This is a genomic window from Aequorivita marisscotiae (assembly GCF_029814825.1).
Classification (GTDB): domain Bacteria; phylum Bacteroidota; class Bacteroidia; order Flavobacteriales; family Flavobacteriaceae; genus Aequorivita; species Aequorivita marisscotiae.
On sequence record NZ_CP122379.1, the window covers coordinates 1721813 to 1743010 of the forward strand.

Sequence of the window (21198 nt, forward strand, 5' to 3'; positions counted from 1 at the left end):
AGTTTCGTTTTTACTCATATTTTATACAAACATTCTTCGCTTCCGTAAAAAAACGAAGTGCTTCAAATCCGCCTTCGCGACCTACACCGCTGTCTTTCATTCCGCCGAAAGGAGTTCGTAAATCGCGGTTTAACCACGTGTTCACCCAAACAATTCCAGCTTGAATTTCTTTTGAAATACGCATCGTTCTATTTAAATCTGAAGTCCAGAGCGTTGACGATAAACCATATTTTACCGAATTAGCCATTTGCAATGCCTCTTCGTCGGTTTTAAAAGACATAATTGTAACGACGGGTCCGAAGATTTCTTCTTGGTTTACGCGGCATTGATTGTCAAAAACTTCGATTACTGTGGGTTCCAAGTAGTAACCATTTTCAAAGTTTTTCACTGTTACTTTATTTCCACCGTAAATAATTTTTCCGCCTTCCTTTGTGGCGAGATTTATATACGATTGAACTTTTTCCAAATGTGGTTTTGAAACCAAAGCTCCAATATTTGTTTCGGCATCAAACGGATTTCCTATTTTCAGCTGTTTTACTTTTTCAACAAAATCTTTTTTGAATTTTTCGTAAATCGGTTTTTCAACAAAAATCCTACTTCCGCAAAGGCAGATTTGGCCTTGATTTGAAAACGAAGAGCGAACGGTTACGTCCAGCATTTTTTCATAGTCGCAATCGGCGAAGATGAGGTTTGGGTTTTTTCCGCCCAATTCCAAAGACAATTTTTTAAACATTGGTGCAGCGGTGCGGGCAATGTGTTCGCCCGTTTTGGTTCCACCGGTGAAAGAAATGGCTTTAATGTTTTTATGCTCCACAATGGCCTGCCCTGCGGATGGTCCCGTGCCGTGAACGATATTTAAAACGCCTTTTGGCAACCCTGCTTCGGTACATATTTCACCCAAAAGAAAAGCGGTCATTGGAGTCACTTCGCTTGGTTTTGCTACTACCGTATTTCCTGCGGCGATTGCAGGTGCGATTTTCCACGAGAACAAATACAACGGAAGATTCCACGGCGAAATACAGCCCACTACTCCTAACGGCTGTCGTAGGGTGAAATTCATCGTATTTAATCCAACGCTTTCGTGTGCTTCGCTGGAAAATTGTGTGATTGCATTTGCGAAAAAACGGAAGTTTGCCGAAGCTCTAGGAATATCAACTGCCAAAGCCAAACTCAAAGGTTTGCCGTTATCTTTTGCTTCGGCTTTGGCCAAATCGACCAGGTTTTTATCAATTAAATCTGCAATTTTTAAAAGAATTTTACTTCGCTCGTCTATTGTGGTATTGCTCCATTTTGGGAATGTTTCCTTCGCTGCTTGGTAGGCAGTTTCAATATCCTCGCCATTTGAATTTGCTATCTGCGAATACACTTCGCCATTGGAAGGATTGTAATTATCCAACCATTTTTTTGAAAGTGGTTCAACGTATTCGCCGTTTATGTAGTTTAAGATTTTTTGCATTACCTAGTTTTTTTCAGCAAACATTTCCTCAAATGCACTGTAAACTGCTAAATGAAGAGCATCACCGTGGTCTTGTTCTTTTAGAAATTTATAATGTAATTCGGTATTCTTCTTCTTCGTTTTCATCAATTTTTCATAGAGTTCCGTTGCAACTCTTTTCATCCAATCTCCCTCTTCGCCTACGGCTACAAAAATTGATTTATTTGTTTTGTATGGTTCGGGCGTGGTTTTCAGCAAAGATTCGTAATCATACCATAAACTTGGACTTACAATGATATAATTATCGAACATATCTGGTTTTTTGAAAAGTATTTCAGTTGCCAAAAGACCCCCTAAAGATTGGCCAATGAGTGTTTTTTCCGAAGAAACATTATATGTTTTTTCAATGAGTGGCTGAACTTCTTCATCTATAAATTTTATAAATAGCGCGGAATGCCCCGTAGTTGGATATTTTTTTACATATTCCTTATCGGTTGAAGGATAGGTGTAATCTTTTTTTCTATCAATATTCGCTATTCCCACTACAATTGTTTCGGGCACCAAATTTATCCACGAAAATGAACCGAACTGCACAAGGCCGGCGATATGCAAAAAATCCTCATCTATTGAACCATCGAGCAGATAAATGACGGGATATTTTTTTGAAGCATCCACGGAATAACTGTTGGGCAAATAAATATTTAAAATTCTCTTTTCATTTAAAACTTTTGAATGAAAGCTAACTGTTTCACCAATAGATAATGGCTTTTTATCCACGATTTCCTGTGCCGCAACGGTGAAAATTGCGATCATAAAAATTGCCATGGATGAAATGATTTTTATTTTCATATGTTACCGTGGTTTATAGGCCATAGCCTTTATCTCTACCACCAAATGCGGATGCGGCAATTGATGCACAGCAACCGTAGTACGTGTTGGTCCTGTTTCTTTGTTGAAATATTCGGCGTACACTTGGTTGTACCCGGCAAAGTCGTTCATATTTACTAAAAAACTGGTTACGTCCACCACATCGGCCATTGTTGCGCCTTCGGTGGCTAAGTAATCTTTTATGTTTTCGAGCACGGCACGGGTTTGTTCCTTTATATCGAAATGCATCGTGCCCAATTCGTCAATTTTATTAACGCCTGCAAAAGTGTTGTCAGGCAAACGCGAACTTGTACCGCTAATAAATATAAAATCGCCCACGCGCTTTACGTGCGGATATGCGCCGCGCGGCGTTGCTTTTCCTTCCACTACATTCCCGCGAAGGCGGGAATCTTTTTCATTGTTTTCCATAGTTTGCTTTTAATCCTGCAAGGTTTTCAAAACCTTGTAGGTCTTTATTATTGTGATTTATACCTACAAGGTGGCCTGCGGCAACACCTTGCAGGAAGTATTTAGCCAAACGCCACTTCATCATCGCGAAGAATGGCCTCGGTTTCTTTTTTCACCAGTTCTAGTTTTTCTTTTAAAGACATTTCTTCCGAAATTTTTCCATCGTCCAAAAGATTTAAAATTGCTTTGTCTTGTGCGCGTCCGCGTTTCAATGCTTCGGAGTACGAAATAGATTCCTTAAAGGTAACCAAAGAATATTTGCTGTAATACTCTTCAGGGAATTCTGCTTCAAAAACGGTTTCCAGTTTCCTTTTGCGTTGGAAAATTTCCATTGCCGTGTGCTCTTTCATTTCGTGGAAATTATCTACTGCCAAATCTGCTATAGCATCGGCATCCTTTTTCCTTCTTTTTTCGTATTCTGAAAAAACTATGTTCCAATCAACTTCTTTCTTTTGGAGAGGTTGTTGGAGGCTTGATAATACTTCATCAAAAACCACCACATCTTCGAAGGAAGCGTTCATTCCCTGTCCGTAAAATGGAACGATGGCATGTGCGGCATCGCCCATTAATAGTATTTTTCCGAAGGAATGCCAGGGCGAACACTTTACCGTGCCCAACTGCCCGATGGGATTGGTAAAAAATTCATCGGCTAGGTTGGGAATCATTTCTACCACATCGGGAAATTCCTTATTGAAATATTCGTACACCATTTCTGGCGTTGTTAAATTGGCGAAACAATAGTCGCTATTTTCATACGGAAGAAATAATGTTACGGTAAAACTACCGTCCAGATTTGGTAGTGCAATAAGCATATCTTCGCCGCGCGGCCAAATGTGCAGGGCGTTTTTATAGGTTCTATAACCACCGTTTTCGGTAGCGGGAATTTCCAGTTCTTTATAACCGTGGCTAAGCCATTGTTGTGAAAAACTAAACAGAAATTTATGGCTGTCGAACATATTTTTCCGCACTGCTGAACCTGCGCCATCTGTGCCGAAAATTACATCTGCCTGAATTTTAAGTTCCTTTTTAGTGTTGAAATCTTTAAATACTGCAGAAGCGTTTTCCAAATCAACTTCTTCACAAGCGTGGTTGAAAATAATTTTTACGTTCGGTATTTTTTCGGCTTCATCTAATAACAACATATTTAAACCGGGGCGGGAAACAGAGTTAATATATTCGTCTTTTCTACCGCTATACGGACTCAAAAATGTATTGCTTTTTGCATCGTGAATCATCCTGCCATTCATTGGGATACAGAGTTTTTTCGCTTCCTCTTCAACACCTGCAAGTCGCAAACCGCGCAGACCGCGATCACTCAGTGCTAAATTTATAGAGCGACCCGCATCTTGAGTTACTTTTCGTAAATCGGGGCGTTTTTCTACTAAGGTTACTTCAAAACCGCGCTGCGCCATTCGCAAAGCGAGGAGGCTTCCGCAGAGGCCGGCGCCGATGATTAGGATATTATTCATTGTCAATTTTTATTTTTTATTCCATCCTGCAAGGTTTTTAGATCTCTCCTGCAAGGTTTCCAAAACCCTGTAGGTATTTAAATCTTTAGCTTGAAGACCTACAAGGAGGCCTGCGGCAAAACCTTGCAGGTTAGTTTAAAATTTCCTTTAATTTTTCCGAAAATCGAAATACATCTTCAAAACTATTATAAAGTGGGGCGGGAGCAACGCGAATTACATCCGGTTCGCGCCAATCGCTTATTACACCTGCTTCGGTGAGTTTGGTATGTAGGCGCTTGTCGGCATTTTTCACTTGAATTGAAAGCTGGCAGCCGCGTTCTTCCGGGTTTCGCGGAGTTATAATTTTAATGGAACTGTTATTCATTTCATCTAAAAGAAATTCCAAAAAACCAGTTAGTTTGTCAGATTTTTTCCGAAGGTTATCAAAACCCGCCTCCTCAAAAGTATCTAACGAGGCACGAATTGCAGCCATTGATAAAATTGGCGGATTACTGAGTTGCCAACCTTCGGCGCCCGGGAGGGCATCAAACTCGTGCCGCATATTAAAACGTGTTTTTTTATTGTGGCCCCACCATCCTGCAAAGCGATTTAATTTTTCATTATTGGCGTGGCGTTCGTGAACAAAGCAACCGCCCAAACTTCCCGGGCCGCTGTTTAAATATTTATAGGTGCACCAAACGGCGAAGTCTGCTCCAGAATCGTGCAAATTTGGTTGAATATTGCCTGCGCCGTGTGCCAAATCGAAACCGACCATGCAGTTGTATTTATGGCCGAGCTCGGTAATTTTTTTTAAGGGAAAGGATTGGCCTGTGTAATAATTGGTGCTGCCAATCATTAACAAAGTTATTTCGTTGCCGTGGTTTTTTAAAATTTCCTCTAAATCTTCAAACCGGCAAAGTTCTTCGCCAGCTCTGGGTTTCCAAAGAATCAGGCCATCCTTCGGGTTTATTCCGTGAAATTTTAATTGGCTTTCCACTGCGTATTTATCGCTGGGAAACGCGTCGCTTTCAACCACAATTTTATACTTTGTTTTTGTGGGTTGATAAAATGAAACCATCATTAAATGAAGGTTGGTCGTAAGTGTATTCATTACAACTACTTCCGAAGGTTTTGCGCCCACAATTTTGCTCATAGTTGCGGTTAAAAATTCGTGGTAGGGAAGCCAAGGATGCTTGCCTTCAACATGCCCTTCAACGCCCAGATTTGCCCAATCTGTAAGTTCTTCTTTTATATATTCTGAAGTTATTTTGGGCTGCAGTCCGAGTGAATTTCCACAGAGATAAATAAGTGTTTCTCCGGAAGGATTTTTTGGAATATGAAATCTATTTCTGAAAGATGCTAAGCTGTCTTCGGCATCTTGTTTTCTTGCGTATTCTAAAGAGTTTTGGAACATTGGGCTGTGTTGGATTTTATCGGCTTTTCACAAAAATAGGAATTAAAATTTGTTTAATTGGCAGTTTCTTTTTCCACCGAAATATTAGTGAAATACAACTTAAAATTGTCGGTGCTATCCTTATGGGTTTTTGCAATTTCAATTCCGTTAAAATCTTCGTAATCTTCCCAAGTTGTGCTCATAGTGGGTTTTTCGGCATTTGCCTTTCTGTAATTCCACTCTCTGATTTTAAGGTTTTTGTCATAAAAAAAGTCGTAGGAATCGCCAGGCGTATATCCTCCATCATTGCCATAAACAATTGTTAATTGATTTAAAGTATCTTTTGAAATTGGAGCCACGGCATTATCCTTTTCCGAAAATGTAATACCTTCATCCCAAACCAATTGAAAGGGAGCCAATAACCAATATTTATCGTTAATAAAAGCTGCGTCGGTTTTTTGGGTTAAACTATCCATTTGCGAACGGTTGTAGTTTATGGTATCCGTAGCCGAAATCATTGTTACTGTTGCAGTTTTTGGTTTCCAGATCCACGAGCGATGAAAATGGTTTTCGCCGCGATCTACATTAAAAGTGAATGCAATTTCTGAAACTTTATTCCAGCTATTAAGGCCGTTGGCGTTTGCAATTTGATGCCGAATATCTATATTTTGAATAGAATCGGTTTTGAGTACAATTCCGTCGGCATTTTTGTTTGCAGATTTTTGGTTGTTATTACAGCCACTCAGCGTTAAAGCACACAAGAGTAGAACATACGTATATTTCATAGATTGAGATGTTTTATGTAAAAGTAAGGAATACTTTTGGCTTTCATATTTTTTGTATTTTTAATCTTTGGAAACATTAAATTCTATTTGCTATGCGCGTAATTGATAATAAGGAAAAAAATAGATTTGAAGCTGAAGTTGATGGCCACAAAGCTATTATTGAATATACTGTAAAACCCGGTGTATTATCGTTAGATCATACTGAAGTTCCCAAAGAACTTTCGGGTCAGGGAATTGCAAGTGAAATGACCGAAATGGTTTTGCTGCAAATTGAACTCAGGGGATTAAAAGTTATTCCCACCTGTCCGTTTATTAAAAAATATATTGAAAAACATCCTGAATGGAAGTCGATTGTAGAAAACTAATATAAAAAAGGCCCTTTCAAAAATGTTTGAAAGGGCCTTTTGTTTTTGTTCTATTTTAATTAATCTACTGCGTCTTCTATATCGTCCGCAACGTCTTCAATTTCGTCTCCTACTGTTTTATTTTCGCGACAGCTTACAAAGCTAGTGCTCATTAAGCCTACGGCAAATAAAATTAAAAATACTTTTTTCATAATTAAATTGTTGTTTTAAGGTTAGTGATTTATTATAATTACGGTCTGCGGCCTGTTGCTAATCGGTACAAAATACCAATTATAGCCAAGACGAGTAAAATGTGAATTAGGCTTCCAACAGCTTCTCCGAACCCGAAGAATCCTATAAGCCATCCTAAAATTAGGAGTACTACAATTAACCAAATGATGTCACCCATGTTATAAGTTTTTAGTGTTAATGAATTTAAATTTACAATAAAACCAACATGCTCAACATGTTTTTAACCCATCTTTAACGAAAACTGCAAAAAAATACCAAAAGAGTTAATAATTATGTTTTTTGAGTTAATACCGTAATTTTTCCATATTTGTACAATGAAAGATTCTGAAAAATTTGAAATTAACAAGCAAACGTGGAACAATAAAGTTGCGGTTCATGCCAAAAGTGATTTTTACGACTTGGCCAATTTTAAAAATGGAAGTAGTTCTCTTAAATCATACGAAATAGAGGCTTTAGGCGATATCTCGAAAAAAAACCTATTGCATCTTCAGTGTCATTTTGGACAAGACACATTGAGCTTGTCCAGAATGGGAGCCAAATGTACTGGCGTAGATATTTCAGACGAAGGAATTAAATTGGCAAAACAATTAAATTTAGAGTTGAATTTGAATGCGAAATTTGTTTGTTGTAATGTTTTGGATACTTCTGATGTTGTATCTGAAAAATTCGATATTGTTTTTACCAGTTATGGAACCATCGGCTGGTTGCCCGAGTTAAAACCTTGGGCAAAGATGATTTCTGAAAGGCTTAAGCCGGATGGTTTTTTTTATATAGTAGATTTTCACCCCATAACGTGGATGTTTGATTATACCGTTGTACCGCCAAAATTAAAATATGGATACCAACAAAAGAAAGCGATTTACGAAGAATACGAAGGAACCTATGCCGATGAAAATTCAAAAATGGTAAGTAAAGAATACGGCTGGAACCATGGGTTGGGCGAAATAATTTCATCCTTAACCAATGCCGGCCTTTATATTGAATATTTAAATGAACACGATGCATCGCCGTACGATATATTTCCAGGTTTAACGAAAAATACGGAGGGAATGTATGAATTGACAAATAAACTATATCCACTAATTTTTGAAGTAAAGGCAAAAAAAATTAATGTCTAAATAGCTAAATTGAAGATTGTATCCTGCAAGGTTAATAACTTCTATAGACTAAATGCCGATCTAAAATTAATGAGCTGTATTTTCCTTGAGCAATTCCGGCATTTTCTTTTTAAACTTATTCAACCTTGGAATGGAGACGTTTTGAATATACGGATTGCCCGGATTGTTGCGCTCATAATTCTGGTGATAGGCCTCGGCTTCCCAAAATTTTTGAAATGGTAAAACTTGGGCAGCCACTTTGTCATCTCCTAATTGCTTGTTTAATTCGGTTATTTTTTCATCGATAATTTTCTTTTCAGAATCGTTTTGATAAAAAATTATGGAGCGGTAAGATGCTCCACGATCTGGGCCTTGACCGTTTACCTGTGTTACATTTTGCGATGCAAAATACACATCTACCAGCTGATTGAAGTTAACTATACTAGGATCGTAAAGAACTTCTACCGCCTCGGCGTGGTCTGCGTGATTTTCATAAGTTGGATTTTTTGACTGTCCGCCGCTATATCCCGAAATTGCTTCTTTTACACCGTTTACACTTTCGTAAATTGCTTCAACGCACCAAAAACAACCACTCGCAAAATAGGCTTTTTTTAGTCCGTTAACCGCTTCAGTTTGTACTGGAGTTTGTTCTTTCTGCGCAATTGCTTCCGCTCGTTTATGATCTTTATTTGAAGGTTTGCACGCACCATTGAGCGAAAAAAGAAATATGCTAGCAATTAATATGGTTGTCTTTTTCATTTTATTGTTTTTGTGTTGGTCTGAAATAATTATAATACCTTGCAATTAAAGTACAAAAAAAGCCCTCACTTTATGTGAAGGCTTTGTTATAAAATAGGGTTAACTATTATTTAAGTTTGGAAAAAACAGCTTCCATTTTTTCGCGTTCTTCAGTTGCTAAATCTGGATCTACCAATATACGGCCACTGTGCTCGTCTGTAATAATTTTTTTACGACCAGCAATCTCCATTTGTACTTGTGGTGGAATAGTGAAAAATGAACCTCCGGATGCGCCGCGTTCTACGGGTACAACAGCCAAGCCATTTTTTACATTGGCACGGATTCTTTTGTATGCTTTAATAAGGCGGGGCTCAATTTGAGTTTCGTAGTTTTCAGATTGCTTGATAAGCGTTTGCTCTTCTTTTTCAGTTTCTTTCAAAATCTCGTCAAGCTCGTTTTGTTTGTGTTTCAAGTGTTCAGAACGCTCATTAAAACGTGCTTTTGTGTCTTCAATAACCTGACTTTTTTGCTCTATTTGTGCGCGAAATTCCTTAATGTTTTTTTCAGCAAGTTGAATTTCCAATTCTTGAAATTCAATTTCCTTAGTTAAGGAATTATACTCGCGGTTATTGCGAACATTATCCTGCTGTGAGGCGTATTTTTTAATGAGGTTTTTAGATTCCTCTATGTTGTTCTTTTTTTCCTTAATTTGATCTTCAATCACTTCAAGATCTGCATTAAGTTTTTCTAAACGAGTGTTCATTCCTGCTACTTCGTCTTCAAGATCTTCAACTTCTAAAGGAAGTTCGCCACGAACACTTCTAATTTCATCTATTCTTGAATCAATAAGTTGAAGGTCGTATAATGCTCTTAACTTTTCTTCAACAGTAACTTCGGTTTTTGTTGCCATAAATTATAAATAGCTAATAGGATTGGTATTTATTTGTGATAAAAGTACCCTGCTTGCCGACAAGGAGGGTGCAAAATTAGTCATTTTTTTCTTAAGGAAAGAATGTAATAGGTCTTTTGTGAATTGTTCGCTTTCATAATGTCCAATATCTGCCAGAAGTAGTGTGTTTTCGGCCTTAAAAAAATCATGATATTTAAAATCTGCCGAAATAAATACGTCAGCACCAGCACTTTTTGCGTTTGGAATGGCAAAACTTCCGCTACCGCCAAGCACGGCAACGCGCTTAATTGGCTTTTTAAGCAAGGGAGAATAGCGCACACAATCTGTTTTCATTGTTGTCTTTATAAAGTGCAGAAATTCAGTTTCATCCATGGGTGTTTTTAATTCGCCTATCATGCCCATGCCCAAATGCTGATTTAGATTTTCGAGTGTAGTAATTTCATAAGCTACCTCTTCATACGGGTGTGCGATAAAAAGAGATTTTAAAATTTCATTTTGCAAGTGTTTTTCGAAGGTAACCCCAATTTGAATTTCTTCTTCAAAGTGAATCTCACCTTTTTTTCCAATCATGGGATTAGCTGCTTCATTTCCTTTAAAACTTCCGTTTCCTTTTATATTGAAACTACAATTTTCATAATTGCCAATAGTGCCTGCACCTGCCGAAAAGAGTGCGTTTCGAACGTTTTCCGCATCTTTTGAAGGAACAAAAGTGATGAGTTTTTTAATGGTTTCTGATTGAGGTATTAAAATTTTTCTGTTTTGCAATCCGAGCTTTTCGCAAATCATTGCATTTACACCGTTCCACGAGTTATCGAGCGCCGTGTGGTTTGAAAAAATGGCAATATCATTTTTTATTGCCTTCTGTACTACGCGTTCCACATAGGTTTTTCCGGTTAATTTTTTTAGTCCGGAAAAAACAATAGGATGAAAGCTTACGATAAGGTTGCAGTTTTTTTCAATAGCTTCATCTACCACATCTTCTAAAGTGTCTAAGGTTACCAGGATACCCGAAACAGCAGCATTGGCATCGCCAACGAGCAATCCGGTATTGTCAAAGCTTTCGGAATAGGATAGTGGAGCGAGCTCCTCGAGTAGTGAAATTACGTGCTTTATCTTCATTTTTTTAGTTTCAGTAAAGATAGTAGTTTAAAAATTTTTTGAAGAAAATGAAATGCACATTATAATTTGAAATGTTTATGGTAAAGATTTCCACGTTCGAGGGAATTTGTACTTTCGTAAGATGAATTTGCTTCGAAAGCTTCTTTTTCCATTTTCGTTGTTATATGGCGCAATTACAGCACTCCGCAATTGGCTTTACGATTCGGGTTGGCTTAAAAGTAAAGCCTATAATCTTCCCGTTATTTGCGTGGGTAACCTAACAACGGGCGGCACCGGAAAGTCGCCAATGATTGAATTACTTGTTTCCTATTTAAAAAAGGAAAAAAATGTTGCCGTTTTAAGTCGTGGCTATAAGCGAAATACCTCCGGTTATTTTGAAGTACAACTTAATAGTACGGTTGAAGAGGTTGGGGATGAGCCGCTTCAATTTAAGAAGAAATTTCCCGAAATAACCGTAGCTGTCTGCGAAGATCGGCAAACGGGAATTGAAAAGTTACAGAAAACGGCATCGGTAATTTTGTTGGATGACGCTTTTCAGCATCGAAAGGTTGCTGCTTCGTTAAACATTTTGTTAACGCCTTTCCACAATTTATATGTTAGTGATTGTATGCTGCCCACCGGCAACTTGCGCGAACCTAAATTTGGTGCTAAACGCGCCGATATAATTGTAGTTACAAAATGTCCTGACAACATGAGTAATGATACTATCGCAACTACACAAAGGAAGCTAAACCCCAAGCCCAATCAAGCTGTTTATTTTTCGAAAATAGGATATGCTTCCATTATTAAAAACACTACGCAACAAAAGCCCCTTACATATTTAAAAAATAGACCGTTTTTGCTGGTTACAGGTATTGCCAATCCAAAACCGTTGGTTGCTTTTTTAAAGGAAGAAGGATTGGTATTTAAGGAAAGTAGGTTTGCAGACCATCACAATTTCACGGAGGCTGAAATTAACAACCTAAAAAATGAAGCTATAATTTTAACAACGGAAAAAGACTTTATGCGGTTGGGGTCTATTGCCAATTCAACAGAAGTTTATTATTTACCTATAACAACGGTGCTGCTAAACAATTCTGAAGCACATTTTAAAAGCAGTATATATGCTGCGATTGAAGAATAGTGAACAACTAGCGTATTAAAAACTCATTCCCACTGATTGCTCTTTTAATTTTTTCGAAGAAATCTTCGGCATTAAATGGTTTGGGAATAAATTCATTAAAACCAGCTTTGTAGAAGTCTTCTAAATTTTCTTCAATCGTAATTGCGGTCAGGGCAATAATGGGTACGGTTTTATTAAACTCACGAATTTGTTTTGTGGCTTCAATTCCGCTTATTCCGGGCATGTGTATATCCATTAATATTACATCAAAATCGTTTTCTCTAACTTGTTTAACTGCGTCCATACCGTTATCGACGACAGCACATACCATATTTTTTTTCTCGAGTATTTTTTTAGTAATCATTTGGTTTATTTTGTTGTCTTCAACAATTAAAACCTTTTTGTTTTCGAGTATATCACTTTCAACAACAACATCTATTTTTTCAGGTTTTTTACTGTCGCCTGTAGTTTCAGAAATGTCGTAACTTATAGTAAACCAAAACTTGGAACCTTCACCGAGTTTACTTTCAAGAAATATTTGGCTTCCCATAATTTCTAATAGATTTTTAACGATAGAAAGCCCAAGACCGGTACCGCCATATTTTCTGTTTATTTGAAGTGAACCTTGCGAAAATGATTCAAAAATGGTGTTTTGTTTCTTTTTTGAAATCCCGTCGCCAGTATCTTCCACCTCAAAATGTACAATAACTTTTTTGGGAAGTTTTTCGGCCGTTTTTACTCGTACCCAGATATCGCCGTTTTCGGTAAATTTGATAGAATTACTGATTAAATTAATGAGAATTTGCGATATTTTGAGGGAGTCTCCCATGACAATATTGGGGAGGGAGTTATCGTATTCGTAATGCAGCGTATTGTTTTTTGCTTCCGACGATTTTTTTAAAGCTATTAAAACCCCGTCGATGCGTTTTTTTAAATTAAAAGGCACTTTCTCAATTTCTACTTTGTTTGCTTCAAGCTTGTTTAAATCTAAAATATTATTGATTAACGAAAGCAAATATTCCCCAGAAAATTTAAGTGAATTTAGATGTTCCTTTTGCTCGGGTTTTGGATCTTCTTCTAACAGTAAATGCGTTAGGCCAGTAACAGTGTACATTGGAGTGCGTAATTCGTGCGTAATTGTTGAAAGGAATTGTGCTTTGGCCTGTGAGGCGCGCTCGGCGTTTTCCTTTGCTTCTTGAAGTTCGGTATTTTTATCTTGTAAAAGCTCATTGGCTTTTGCTCGTAAATTGTTGTTCTTATAAAGGGAAAGCGTTAAAAGTGAAAGAATTAAAATTAAGGCTATACTCAGCCAGCCTGTAAGTTTACCAAAAAATAGCGATTTATCCTGCTTTCGTAAATCGTCTTGTTGATTGGCTATAATTTGGTTAAGATCGCCAATGGCAGATTCGCCTTGTAAGCCTTTTTCAATTGCTTTTAAATGAATTTGATGCAAAGAATCTTTATGCCTTATATAGTATCTAAATTCCTGTTCGGCAATTGCATTTTTTTTCTCGGCAATATATATTTGCGAATTGATGCGACGTTTTTCTACCAGTAATTTTGAATATCCCCGTTTAGTTGAAATATTTGTAACCTTTTGTAAAAAATTTTTAGCTTCTAATAACGGATTTGGATATGACAAAGAATCTACTAGCGTTAGGGCGTCTGCAAGATTTGTATATGCCAATGCTTCTTCAAATGGTCGTTTTTGTGTTTTAAAACTTTTTGCAGCAATTTTCAAGTTTGTTATACACTCATTGTAGTTGCCGCGGTACAATTGTAACAGGCCTATACCATAATAATAATTTGCTTTGCTATCTGTATCTTCTAGCGCGGTGTAAATAGAATCTGACTTGTTTAAAAATTTTTCGGCTTTCTTTATTTTTCCTTGAGAAATTAAAATAATACCATACAAGTTATATGCATTGCCAAGCTTGTAATAATTATTATACATTTCTTGGTTGCTTATTGCTTTTTCTACTTCTTCAATAGCCTTGTCAAAATACTCCAATTTATAGAACAACTCAGCAATATGGAGTTCTACATCGGGTTTGTAGCTTTTGTACTTTGGAAGTGATGCCAGTTTATTGGCGTCGTTTAAATATTTAATTGCTTCCATAAAGTTTTCATTTTCCAATGCTTTTTTTGCTGAAAACTGTAGCTGCTTTATGGTGACGATCGTGTCTTTTATCTGAAGAGAATAGGAACTTACCGAAATAAAGAAACACCAGATAAGGGGCAAGAGAATCTTGTATTTCAAACGAGGTAGGTGCATCTATTAGTTTATGTAATGAATAAATATAGTTATTTCAAGGAAATTCTTTCAATTAAATCTACGATTCTTGATGAATAGCCTATTTCGTTATCGTACCATCCAATTATTTTTACCATTTTTCCGATAACTGAAGTCATTTCGGAATCAAAAATACAGGAATGTGGATTGCCCACAATATCTATTGAAACAATAGGGTCTTCGGTATATTGAAGTATGCCAGCCAACGAATTTTCCGAAGCTTTTTTAAAGGCTTCATTTATCTCTTTAATGGTAACTTCTTTTTTTACATTTAATGTTACGTCTGTCAGAGAGCCATTGGGTACCGGAACACGAATTCCGCAACCTCCAATTACATCAGAAAGTTCAGGAAATATTTTGGTGAGCGCTTTTGCTGCACCCGTTGTGGTGGGAACAATAGATTGTCCGGCGGCACGGGCTCTTCGCAAATCGCGATGCGGCTGGTCGTGCAAGCTCTGATCTGTGGTATAACTATGCACAGTGGTAATATAAGCTTGCTCAATTCCACAAAGCTCATTTATTATTTTAAGCAGGGGCGCTGCATTATTAGTGGTGCACGATGCATTTGAAATTATTAAATCGTCGGGATCCAATATGTTGTCATTTACTCCTAAAACCACGGTTTTGATATCGTCTTCTAGTGGAGGTACAGAAAGGATTACCTTTTTTGCGCCATTTTTTAAATGATTCTCAAGTTGGTTTTTGTTTTTAAACTTACCCGTGCTTTCTATAACTACATCTACATCTGGCCAAGAAATAGATTCAATGCTTTTTTCTGAAGAAAATCTTACTTTCTTCCCGTCAACATTTACTTGCTCAGCCGTAAACGAAATATCTTTTTGTAAAACCCCGTGAATACTGTCGTATTTTAACAAATGGCTTAGTGTTTTTGTATCGGCCAGATCGTTTACCGCCACAACTTCAATTAAAGGGTGATTAATTAATAATCTAAAAACACTACGGCCAATACGGCCAAAACCATTAATGCCAACGGTAATTTTATTTTTCATTTTTTTTGAAATACTAATTATGTAAGGTGCTTTTGTGCTTTGTACGAAGAACGCACTAAGGCACCGCTTTCTACGTGTCTGAAACCCATTTCTAATCCTGCGGTTTCATATTTTTTAAATTGTTCAGGCGTAATAAATTCTTTTACCGGAAGGTGTTTTTTCGACGGCTGTAAATATTGCCCAATAGTTAAAATATCCAGTCCTATATTTTTTAAATCTTCCATTGTTTGCAGAACTTCGTCTTCCCGCTCGCCCAAGCCAAGCATAATACCACTTTTGGTTCTCGGCATTCCAGATTGTTTTAAATAATTTAGAACCTCTAGACTGCGTTCGTATTTAGCTTGTATGCGCACTTCGCGAGTTAAACGTTTAACCGTTTCCATATTATGGCTAATCACTTCGGGTTTTACCGCTATAATCCTATCAATGTTTCGGGTATTTCCCTGAAAGTCTGGAATTAAGGTTTCCAAAGTGGTTTCTGGATTCATTCGGCGAATTGCTTTTACGGTTTCGGCCCATATAATAGAGCCCATATCCTTTAGATCATCTCGGTCTACTGAAGTTACAACTGCATGCTTAATATTCATAAGCTTAATAGATCGGGCTACCTTTTCAGGCTCGTCCCAAGCTACGGTTTCGGGTCTTCCTGTTTTAACGCCGCAAAAACCGCAGGACCGCGTGCAAATATTTCCTAAAATCATAAAAGTGGCCGTGCCCTCGCCCCAACATTCGCCCATATTCGGGCAGCTGCCAGAGGTGCAGATGGTGTTAAGTTTATACTTATCTACCACGTTGCGGAGTTCGGTATATTTTTTTCCGGTAGGAAGTTTAACGCGTAACCATTTCGGTTTTGCTCCCGTAGGTGGGGATGGCTTTTGAATTTCCAATGTTTTTGTGCTCATAAGGGTAACAAAAGTACGAAAAAAAGCGCCCTAAGTGCCATACGTATTACCCCATTTTTTAGATGCAATTTTCGCTTTTTAGTTTTGGGTTTTGCGACTACTTTTGGGTGATAATTTCAGCAAGAAGCTTCCGTGCCCTTAACAGCCTTACTTTTACGTTGTTTAGGGGTTCTTTTAATGTTTCAGAAATTTCGTTGTAACTCATTTCTTGAAAATACCGAAGATTAATTACGTCCTGATAATGCGGTTTAAGTAGTTTTATGTACTGTAAGAGTTCGGCAAGATTCTGCTCTCGAATTAACTTGTCCTCGGGAGTAGGGGTTTGGTCTGCGATGCGTTGAACATGCTCGTTAGATGCATCTGTGGTATTTGAATAAATAGAAGCGTTCTTTTTACGAGTACGATCTATCTGAATGTTTTTTGAAATAGTAACCAACCAGGTGGAAAACGTATAATTTTCGTCAAAACTTTCAATTTTATCGAAAGCTTTAGCAAAAGTTTCAATGGTGATATCCTCGGCTTCGTGTTCGTTGCGAACTCTTTTTAGCTGAAAACCATACACTTCATTCCAATAATAATCTAACAGAAATTTGAAAGCGCTCTGCTTTCCTTTTTTTGCTTTTTCTAATTGGTGAATTATTTCTTCCGGGGTTATTTCCATCGCGAGTTTTTTTCGCCGCTGTTGGAAATAAAGATACTCAATTGTGTAACAATCAAAAACAATTCATAAAAAGGAATCAACAAAATTAAATCCTGTTCTCTTAATTTTTTTGCTGCCTTTCCAATAATGATGTATTGAACTAGCAACCGAAAAATCAAAATTCCAAGTCCAAAAACCCAAAATTGGGTAAGCAGTATAGCTATGGCTAATGCCCAAAATAATAAATTGCAGCAAAAATAAACAGCTAACAAAAAGCGGTGTTTTGGTTTATATAGTTTTGCGGTAGAATAATGTCTCTTTTTTTGTGTGGTCCATTTCTTCTTTTTCTTCTTCGGAATAGAATATGTAAAAGCTTCTGGCTCGGTGCAAAGTGCAACATTTTTCGCTGTTGCTGCTTCATTCACAAAAAGGTCGTCATCGCCTGAAGGAATTTTTATATGGCTCATAAAACCTTTGGTGTCATAATACAGATCGCTTGTATAGGCCAGATTTCTGCCTACGCCCATATAAGGATTTCCAGCCTTTGCATACGAAAAATATTGCACCGCTGTCATCAGGGTTTCAAATCGAATAATTTTGTTTAAAAAGCCCGGTTGCTTTTCATAGGCGCCATAGCCCAGTACCAATTGTTTTTTGTCTGAGAATTTACTGGCCATAATTGTTAACCAGCTGTTTGATGCGGGGTAACAATCGGCATCGCTAAAAACTAACCGATTGTTTTTGGAGCGTTTTATACCCAAAGTGAGGGCGTATTTTTTGCTGGCCCAAAATGCTTCGTTGTTTTTTACGTTTACTATTTGAATTCGATTGTCGTTTTCGGCAAAAGCTTCCATTACATCTAAACTTTCGTCTATAGAAGCATCATTAATGAGTATTATGTCGAAGTTTGGATAATCTTGTTGTTGCCACAGTGGAATGTGTTTTCGAAGATTTTCAGCTTCGTTTTTGGCACAGATTATTAGTGAAACGGGAGGGTGTTCCGAAACGGTTTTAGGGGAAGTTTTTAAGAATGAAAATTTCGAAAAAAGGAAATAATAAGCACAGTTAATCAACGCAACTGCGCCGAAAACGTAAAGTAGCACCATAGCTATTTATGATTGGAGATTGACGAATTTAGAGAGCCGGTTTGCGATTACAGTCGCTGCCTTATTTGGTGTCAGGCATTTCCAGTTGGTGGCTCGTTTCATTGCAATCTTTAAATTCATCTGGCGATTTTCCGCAAAATCCGCAAGACTGGCCTTCTTTGTTTAAAAATGGACTTTGGCTAGCGCAGGTACCTGCAAATTTTCCATCTTTTTTGGCCCAAATTTTTATTGCAATTCCAGCAACTCCGAGTAATAATAATACTAAGGTAATAAGTAAAAGTTTCATCTGTTAAAATATTAGATAAAAGGAACGATGTTATGCCTTAAAATAATCTTTGAATGGTAGTGATTTTCTAAAGGCATTTCACCACTTTAAATTAGACCACAAAAATACAATCTTTCTTGGTGTTGTGCTCGGAATTTAAGTATTTTTAGCCTTCATTTTAAATTTTTTAACGATGCTGAAACCAATTGCTTTTTTGTCCATTTTTTTGTTTGTTTTACTCACAGTTTCGTGCAAAGACGAGGCGCAGAAGTCTGAAGACGTAACAGTAGCCAATCCACCCTCTAAAGTTGCTCCGGCTATTCCTGTGAAGCGTGCAGCAAAAAAAGATTTAACAGCAGAGGATATAGCCGAATTGAAAAGTGTAATGGTTCGCATTATGACCGAAGCGAAAGTAAAGAAGTTTGCGAGTTATCTGGTAACAGCCGAATTGACAGACCAATTAACCGGAAACGGACCATTTACGGTTTTTGCGCCCACAAATACGGCCTTAGAATCTTTAACTTCTGAAAGAACTTTATTTTATTCAAATACAGGAAATAGAGCAAAGCTGAAAGAAATGTTGAACGGACATATTGTATCGGAAAAAATTACAAAAGAAACATTACTGCAATCTATTGACAAAAACGGGAAAGCAAAATTCCAAACCTTGGCAGGAACTACATTGACAGCCGAAAAATTGGGCGATGCCATTATAATTTCTGATGGAAAAACGGGCAAAGCCACTGTTGTTAGCAACGGTGTGGAAGCATCTAATGGGGTTGTGTTTATGATAGACGGCGTGTTAAACGTTAACTAAAACACGTTTACTTCTGGCTCAATAAAAATGCCGGTCATTTCTTTTACCTTTTTTTGAATTGCCATGGCAAGTTGCCAAATTTCATTTCCGGTGGCAGTCCCGTAATTTACCAAAACTAAAGCTTGGTTTTTATGCACACCCGCATCACCAAAGCGTTGACCTTTAAATCCAGCTTTTTCAATTAGCCAACCTGCTGGTATTTTAAATTCGGTTGGGGAAATTTCATAAAATGGCGCCTCGGGAAATTTTTTTCGAAAGTCTTGAAATGTTTGGGCGTCAACTACTGGGTTTTTAAAAAAGCTGCCGCTATTGCCCAAAACTTTCGGGTCTGGAAGTTTTGATTGTCGAATTGAAATTACGGCATCGGAAATATCTTTTATAGTGGCTGTTTCAATATTTTTATCGGCTAAAATTTTTTGAATGTCGCCATATGAAATACTAAGGTTATGATTAGTCTTTGTTAGTTTAAAAGTTACACTGGTTATAATGTACTTTCCTTTAGCTTCATTTTTAAATATTGAATTTCGGTATTCAAAAGCGCATTCGGCTTTGCTAAACTTCTTTTCCTTTAACGTTTCAATTTCTATCGCTGTGCAGCTCACAAAAGTATCTTTCAGCTCTACGCCGTACGCCCCTATATTTTGGACTGGCGCTGTACCAACATTTCCTGGAATGAGCGAAAGATTTTCTAAACCACCAAAATTGTTTGCTATGCAATACTGCACAAATTCGTGCCAGTTTTCGCCTGCCATGGCTTTAACAAAAACTTCGGTTTTGGTTTCTGTTAAAATTTCAATACCCTTTAAATTTATATGAAGAACAATGGCGTCCAAATGGTCAGTTAGTAGCATATTGCTGCCACCGCCGAGGATAAAAAAATTTCTCCCCGATTTGTTGGAAAGCGCATGTTTTAATTCTTCAATAGTTTCAACCGAAACAAAATAGCGTGCATTGGCGGCTATTCCGAATGTATTGTATTCTTTAAGCGATTTGTTTTCTTCAATGCGCATTAATCATTATATTTTTCAAGCGCAATTTTTAAGATTTCTACTGCTCTAACGAGGCTTTCTTTTTTTAAAACATAGGCAATTCTAACTTGATTTAAACCCACGCCAGCGGTAGAGTAGAAGCCGGCCGCAGGTGCAACCATAATGGTTTCGCCATTGTCGTCAAATTCTTCCAGCAACCATTGTGCAAATTTATCGCTGTTCTTTACGGGCAATTGTACAATACAATAAAATGCGCCTTTTGGTTCGCCCACGATTACTCCAGGAATGGCTTTTAAAGCAGCCACTAATGTATTTCTTCTGTCTTGGTATTCGGTAATTACTTCATCAAAATAACTTTGTGGGGTTTGTAACGCTGCTTCACTGGCAATCTGTGCGAAAGTTGGGGGGCTTAAACGTGCTTGTGCAAATTTTAAGGCCGTAGCGATTACTTGTTTGTTTTTTGAAACCAAACATCCTATTCGGGCGCCACACATGCTGTATCTTTTTGAAACGGAATCTATTATTATTCCGTTTTCGGCCAAACTTTCCTCTTCTAAAATAGAGTAGTGTTTAGAGCCATCATAAGTAAACTCACGATACACTTCATCGGCTACCAAAAACAAATCGTGCTTTTTTACAATTGCTGCCAGTGTTTTAATTTCTTCTTTTGAATACAGATATCCAGTGGGATTCCCAGGATTGCAGATAAGAATAGCCTTTGTTTTTGGAGTAATAAGTTTTTCGAATTCTGAAATTGGAGGCAGGGCAAAGTTGTCTTCAATCTTTGAAATAACGGGAACAATATTTACGTCAGATGCTGTGGCAAAGCCATTATAGTTGGCATAAAATGGTTCGGGAATAATTATTTCATCGCCTGCATCGGCAATGCTTCCCATGGCAAAAAGGAGTGCTTCGCTTCCACCGGTGGTAACAATTAGATCGTTTGCCTCAACGGGAATGTTGTTTTTTTGATAATATTTTGCAATTTTTTCACGGTATTCCTGTGAACCTTCAGAGCGCGTATAGGCGAGAATCTCCAAATTGTGGTGTGCCACTGCCTCCATTGCAATTTCGGGCGATTTTATATCGGGCTGACCAATGTTTAAGTGATAAACGGTTTTATTTGCTTTGTACGCTTTTTCGGCGTAGGGTACCAACTTGCGGATAGGTGATTCCGGCATGTGCTTCCCTTTATTTGAAACTGAAGGCATAGTGAAA

At 37.6% G+C, this 21198-nt stretch carries 23 protein-coding genes; 4 read left to right on the forward strand and 19 right to left on the reverse strand.

The window, feature by feature from the left end; translation table 11 throughout:
* Positions 1 to 10: 10 nt before the first annotated feature.
* The 6 genes from QCQ61_RS07850 to QCQ61_RS07875 all read right to left on the reverse strand — a co-directional run bounded on the left by QCQ61_RS07850 (position 11) and on the right by QCQ61_RS07875 (position 6396).
* Complete coding sequence (locus QCQ61_RS07850) at positions 11 to 1456, reverse strand: aldehyde dehydrogenase (RefSeq protein WP_279450206.1); 1446 nt, start codon at positions 1454 to 1456, stop codon at positions 11 to 13.
* A 3-nt stretch (positions 1457 to 1459) separates the two neighbouring features.
* A complete protein-coding gene (locus QCQ61_RS07855; RefSeq protein ID WP_279450207.1) occupies positions 1460 to 2284 on the reverse strand; it encodes an alpha/beta hydrolase in 825 nt (274 codons plus the stop codon).
* Positions 2285 to 2287: 3 nt separating this feature from the next.
* Entirely contained in the window at positions 2288 to 2731 is a 444-nt protein-coding gene (locus tag QCQ61_RS07860) for a RidA family protein (protein ID WP_279450208.1), read from the reverse strand.
* 101 nt (positions 2732 to 2832) lie between these two features.
* Positions 2833 to 4239, reverse strand: coding sequence for an FAD-dependent oxidoreductase (locus QCQ61_RS07865; protein ID WP_279450209.1), 1407 nt, complete (start codon positions 4237 to 4239; stop codon positions 2833 to 2835).
* 130 nt (positions 4240 to 4369) lie between these two features.
* Positions 4370 to 5632 carry a kynureninase gene (kynU, locus tag QCQ61_RS07870; RefSeq protein ID WP_279447084.1) on the reverse strand — a complete coding sequence of 421 codons (1263 nt, stop codon included), beginning with the start codon at positions 5630 to 5632 and terminating at the stop codon, positions 4370 to 4372.
* Between the two features lie 53 nt (positions 5633 to 5685).
* Positions 5686 to 6396: a hypothetical protein gene (locus QCQ61_RS07875; protein ID WP_279447085.1), complete on the reverse strand. Its 711-nt coding sequence runs from the start codon at positions 6394 to 6396 to the stop codon at positions 5686 to 5688.
* 92 nt (positions 6397 to 6488) lie between these two features.
* On the opposite strand from QCQ61_RS07875, the gene QCQ61_RS07880 reads away from it, so the two are divergent.
* Positions 6489 to 6761, forward strand: a complete 273-nt coding sequence (locus QCQ61_RS07880; RefSeq protein WP_279447086.1) for a GNAT family N-acetyltransferase — start codon at positions 6489 to 6491, stop codon at positions 6759 to 6761.
* Positions 6762 to 6820: 59 nt separating this feature from the next.
* On the opposite strand, the gene QCQ61_RS07885 is transcribed toward QCQ61_RS07880, so the two are convergent.
* Positions 6821 to 6952, reverse strand: coding sequence for a hypothetical protein (locus QCQ61_RS07885; protein ID WP_262913894.1), 132 nt, complete (start codon positions 6950 to 6952; stop codon positions 6821 to 6823).
* Between the two features lie 38 nt (positions 6953 to 6990).
* On the reverse strand, positions 6991 to 7149 hold the full coding sequence (locus QCQ61_RS07890; protein ID WP_237601969.1) for a lmo0937 family membrane protein: 159 nt from the start codon (positions 7147 to 7149) through the stop codon (positions 6991 to 6993).
* A gap of 157 nt (positions 7150 to 7306) precedes the next feature.
* On the opposite strand from QCQ61_RS07890, the gene QCQ61_RS07895 reads away from it, so the two are divergent.
* Positions 7307 to 8110, forward strand: coding sequence for a class I SAM-dependent methyltransferase (locus tag QCQ61_RS07895; protein WP_279447087.1), 804 nt, complete (start codon positions 7307 to 7309; stop codon positions 8108 to 8110).
* Positions 8111 to 8176: 66 nt separating this feature from the next.
* On the opposite strand, the gene msrA is transcribed toward QCQ61_RS07895, so the two are convergent.
* The 3 genes from msrA to QCQ61_RS07910 all read right to left on the reverse strand — a co-directional run bounded on the left by msrA (position 8177) and on the right by QCQ61_RS07910 (position 10856).
* A complete protein-coding gene (gene msrA / locus QCQ61_RS07900; RefSeq protein WP_279447088.1) occupies positions 8177 to 8848 on the reverse strand; it encodes a peptide-methionine (S)-S-oxide reductase MsrA in 672 nt (223 codons plus the stop codon).
* A gap of 106 nt (positions 8849 to 8954) precedes the next feature.
* Entirely contained in the window at positions 8955 to 9737 is a 783-nt protein-coding gene (locus tag QCQ61_RS07905) for a zinc ribbon domain-containing protein (protein WP_279447089.1), read from the reverse strand.
* Positions 9738 to 9740: 3 nt separating this feature from the next.
* Positions 9741 to 10856, reverse strand: a complete 1116-nt coding sequence (locus QCQ61_RS07910; RefSeq protein ID WP_279447090.1) for a Nif3-like dinuclear metal center hexameric protein — start codon at positions 10854 to 10856, stop codon at positions 9741 to 9743.
* Between the two features lie 121 nt (positions 10857 to 10977).
* On the opposite strand from QCQ61_RS07910, the gene lpxK reads away from it, so the two are divergent.
* The gene (gene lpxK, locus QCQ61_RS07915; RefSeq protein ID WP_279447091.1) at positions 10978 to 11979 is read left to right on the forward strand and encodes a tetraacyldisaccharide 4'-kinase; all 1002 of its coding nucleotides are present in this window, start codon (positions 10978 to 10980) and stop codon (positions 11977 to 11979) included.
* A 7-nt stretch (positions 11980 to 11986) separates the two neighbouring features.
* Here the strand turns inward: lpxK and QCQ61_RS07920 are convergent, their stop codons facing one another.
* From QCQ61_RS07920 to QCQ61_RS07945, 6 genes are all read right to left on the reverse strand, one after another.
* Entirely contained in the window at positions 11987 to 14218 is a 2232-nt protein-coding gene (locus tag QCQ61_RS07920; RefSeq protein ID WP_279447092.1) for a tetratricopeptide repeat-containing hybrid sensor histidine kinase/response regulator, read from the reverse strand.
* A 44-nt stretch (positions 14219 to 14262) separates the two neighbouring features.
* The gene (gene gap / locus QCQ61_RS07925; protein ID WP_279447093.1) at positions 14263 to 15261 is read right to left on the reverse strand and encodes a type I glyceraldehyde-3-phosphate dehydrogenase; all 999 of its coding nucleotides are present in this window, start codon (positions 15259 to 15261) and stop codon (positions 14263 to 14265) included.
* Between the two features lie 17 nt (positions 15262 to 15278).
* Positions 15279 to 16163: a lipoyl synthase gene (lipA, locus tag QCQ61_RS07930; RefSeq protein WP_279447094.1), complete on the reverse strand. Its 885-nt coding sequence runs from the start codon at positions 16161 to 16163 to the stop codon at positions 15279 to 15281.
* 97 nt (positions 16164 to 16260) lie between these two features.
* Positions 16261 to 16824 carry an RNA polymerase sigma factor gene (locus tag QCQ61_RS07935; protein WP_279447095.1) on the reverse strand — a complete coding sequence of 188 codons (564 nt, stop codon included), beginning with the start codon at positions 16822 to 16824 and terminating at the stop codon, positions 16261 to 16263.
* The gene (locus QCQ61_RS07940) at positions 16815 to 17909 is read right to left on the reverse strand and encodes a glycosyltransferase (protein WP_279447096.1); all 1095 of its coding nucleotides are present in this window, start codon (positions 17907 to 17909) and stop codon (positions 16815 to 16817) included. The genes QCQ61_RS07935 and QCQ61_RS07940 overlap by 10 nt, the downstream gene beginning before the upstream one ends.
* Before the next feature lie 61 nt (positions 17910 to 17970).
* Complete coding sequence (locus tag QCQ61_RS07945) at positions 17971 to 18195, reverse strand: membrane or secreted protein (RefSeq protein ID WP_279447097.1); 225 nt, start codon at positions 18193 to 18195, stop codon at positions 17971 to 17973.
* A 172-nt stretch (positions 18196 to 18367) separates the two neighbouring features.
* Here QCQ61_RS07945 and QCQ61_RS07950 point away from each other — a divergent pair, with 172 nt between their 5' ends.
* Positions 18368 to 18991: a fasciclin domain-containing protein gene (locus QCQ61_RS07950; protein WP_279447098.1), complete on the forward strand. Its 624-nt coding sequence runs from the start codon at positions 18368 to 18370 to the stop codon at positions 18989 to 18991.
* On the opposite strand, the gene murB is transcribed toward QCQ61_RS07950, so the two are convergent.
* Positions 18988 to 20001 carry a UDP-N-acetylmuramate dehydrogenase gene (gene murB, locus QCQ61_RS07955; RefSeq protein ID WP_279447099.1) on the reverse strand — a complete coding sequence of 338 codons (1014 nt, stop codon included), beginning with the start codon at positions 19999 to 20001 and terminating at the stop codon, positions 18988 to 18990. The genes QCQ61_RS07950 and murB overlap by 4 nt on opposite strands.
* Positions 20001 to 21191: a pyridoxal phosphate-dependent aminotransferase gene (locus QCQ61_RS07960; RefSeq protein WP_279447100.1), complete on the reverse strand. Its 1191-nt coding sequence runs from the start codon at positions 21189 to 21191 to the stop codon at positions 20001 to 20003. Before QCQ61_RS07960 ends, murB begins: the two co-directional genes overlap by 1 nt.
* Positions 21192 to 21198: the final 7 nt, after the last annotated feature.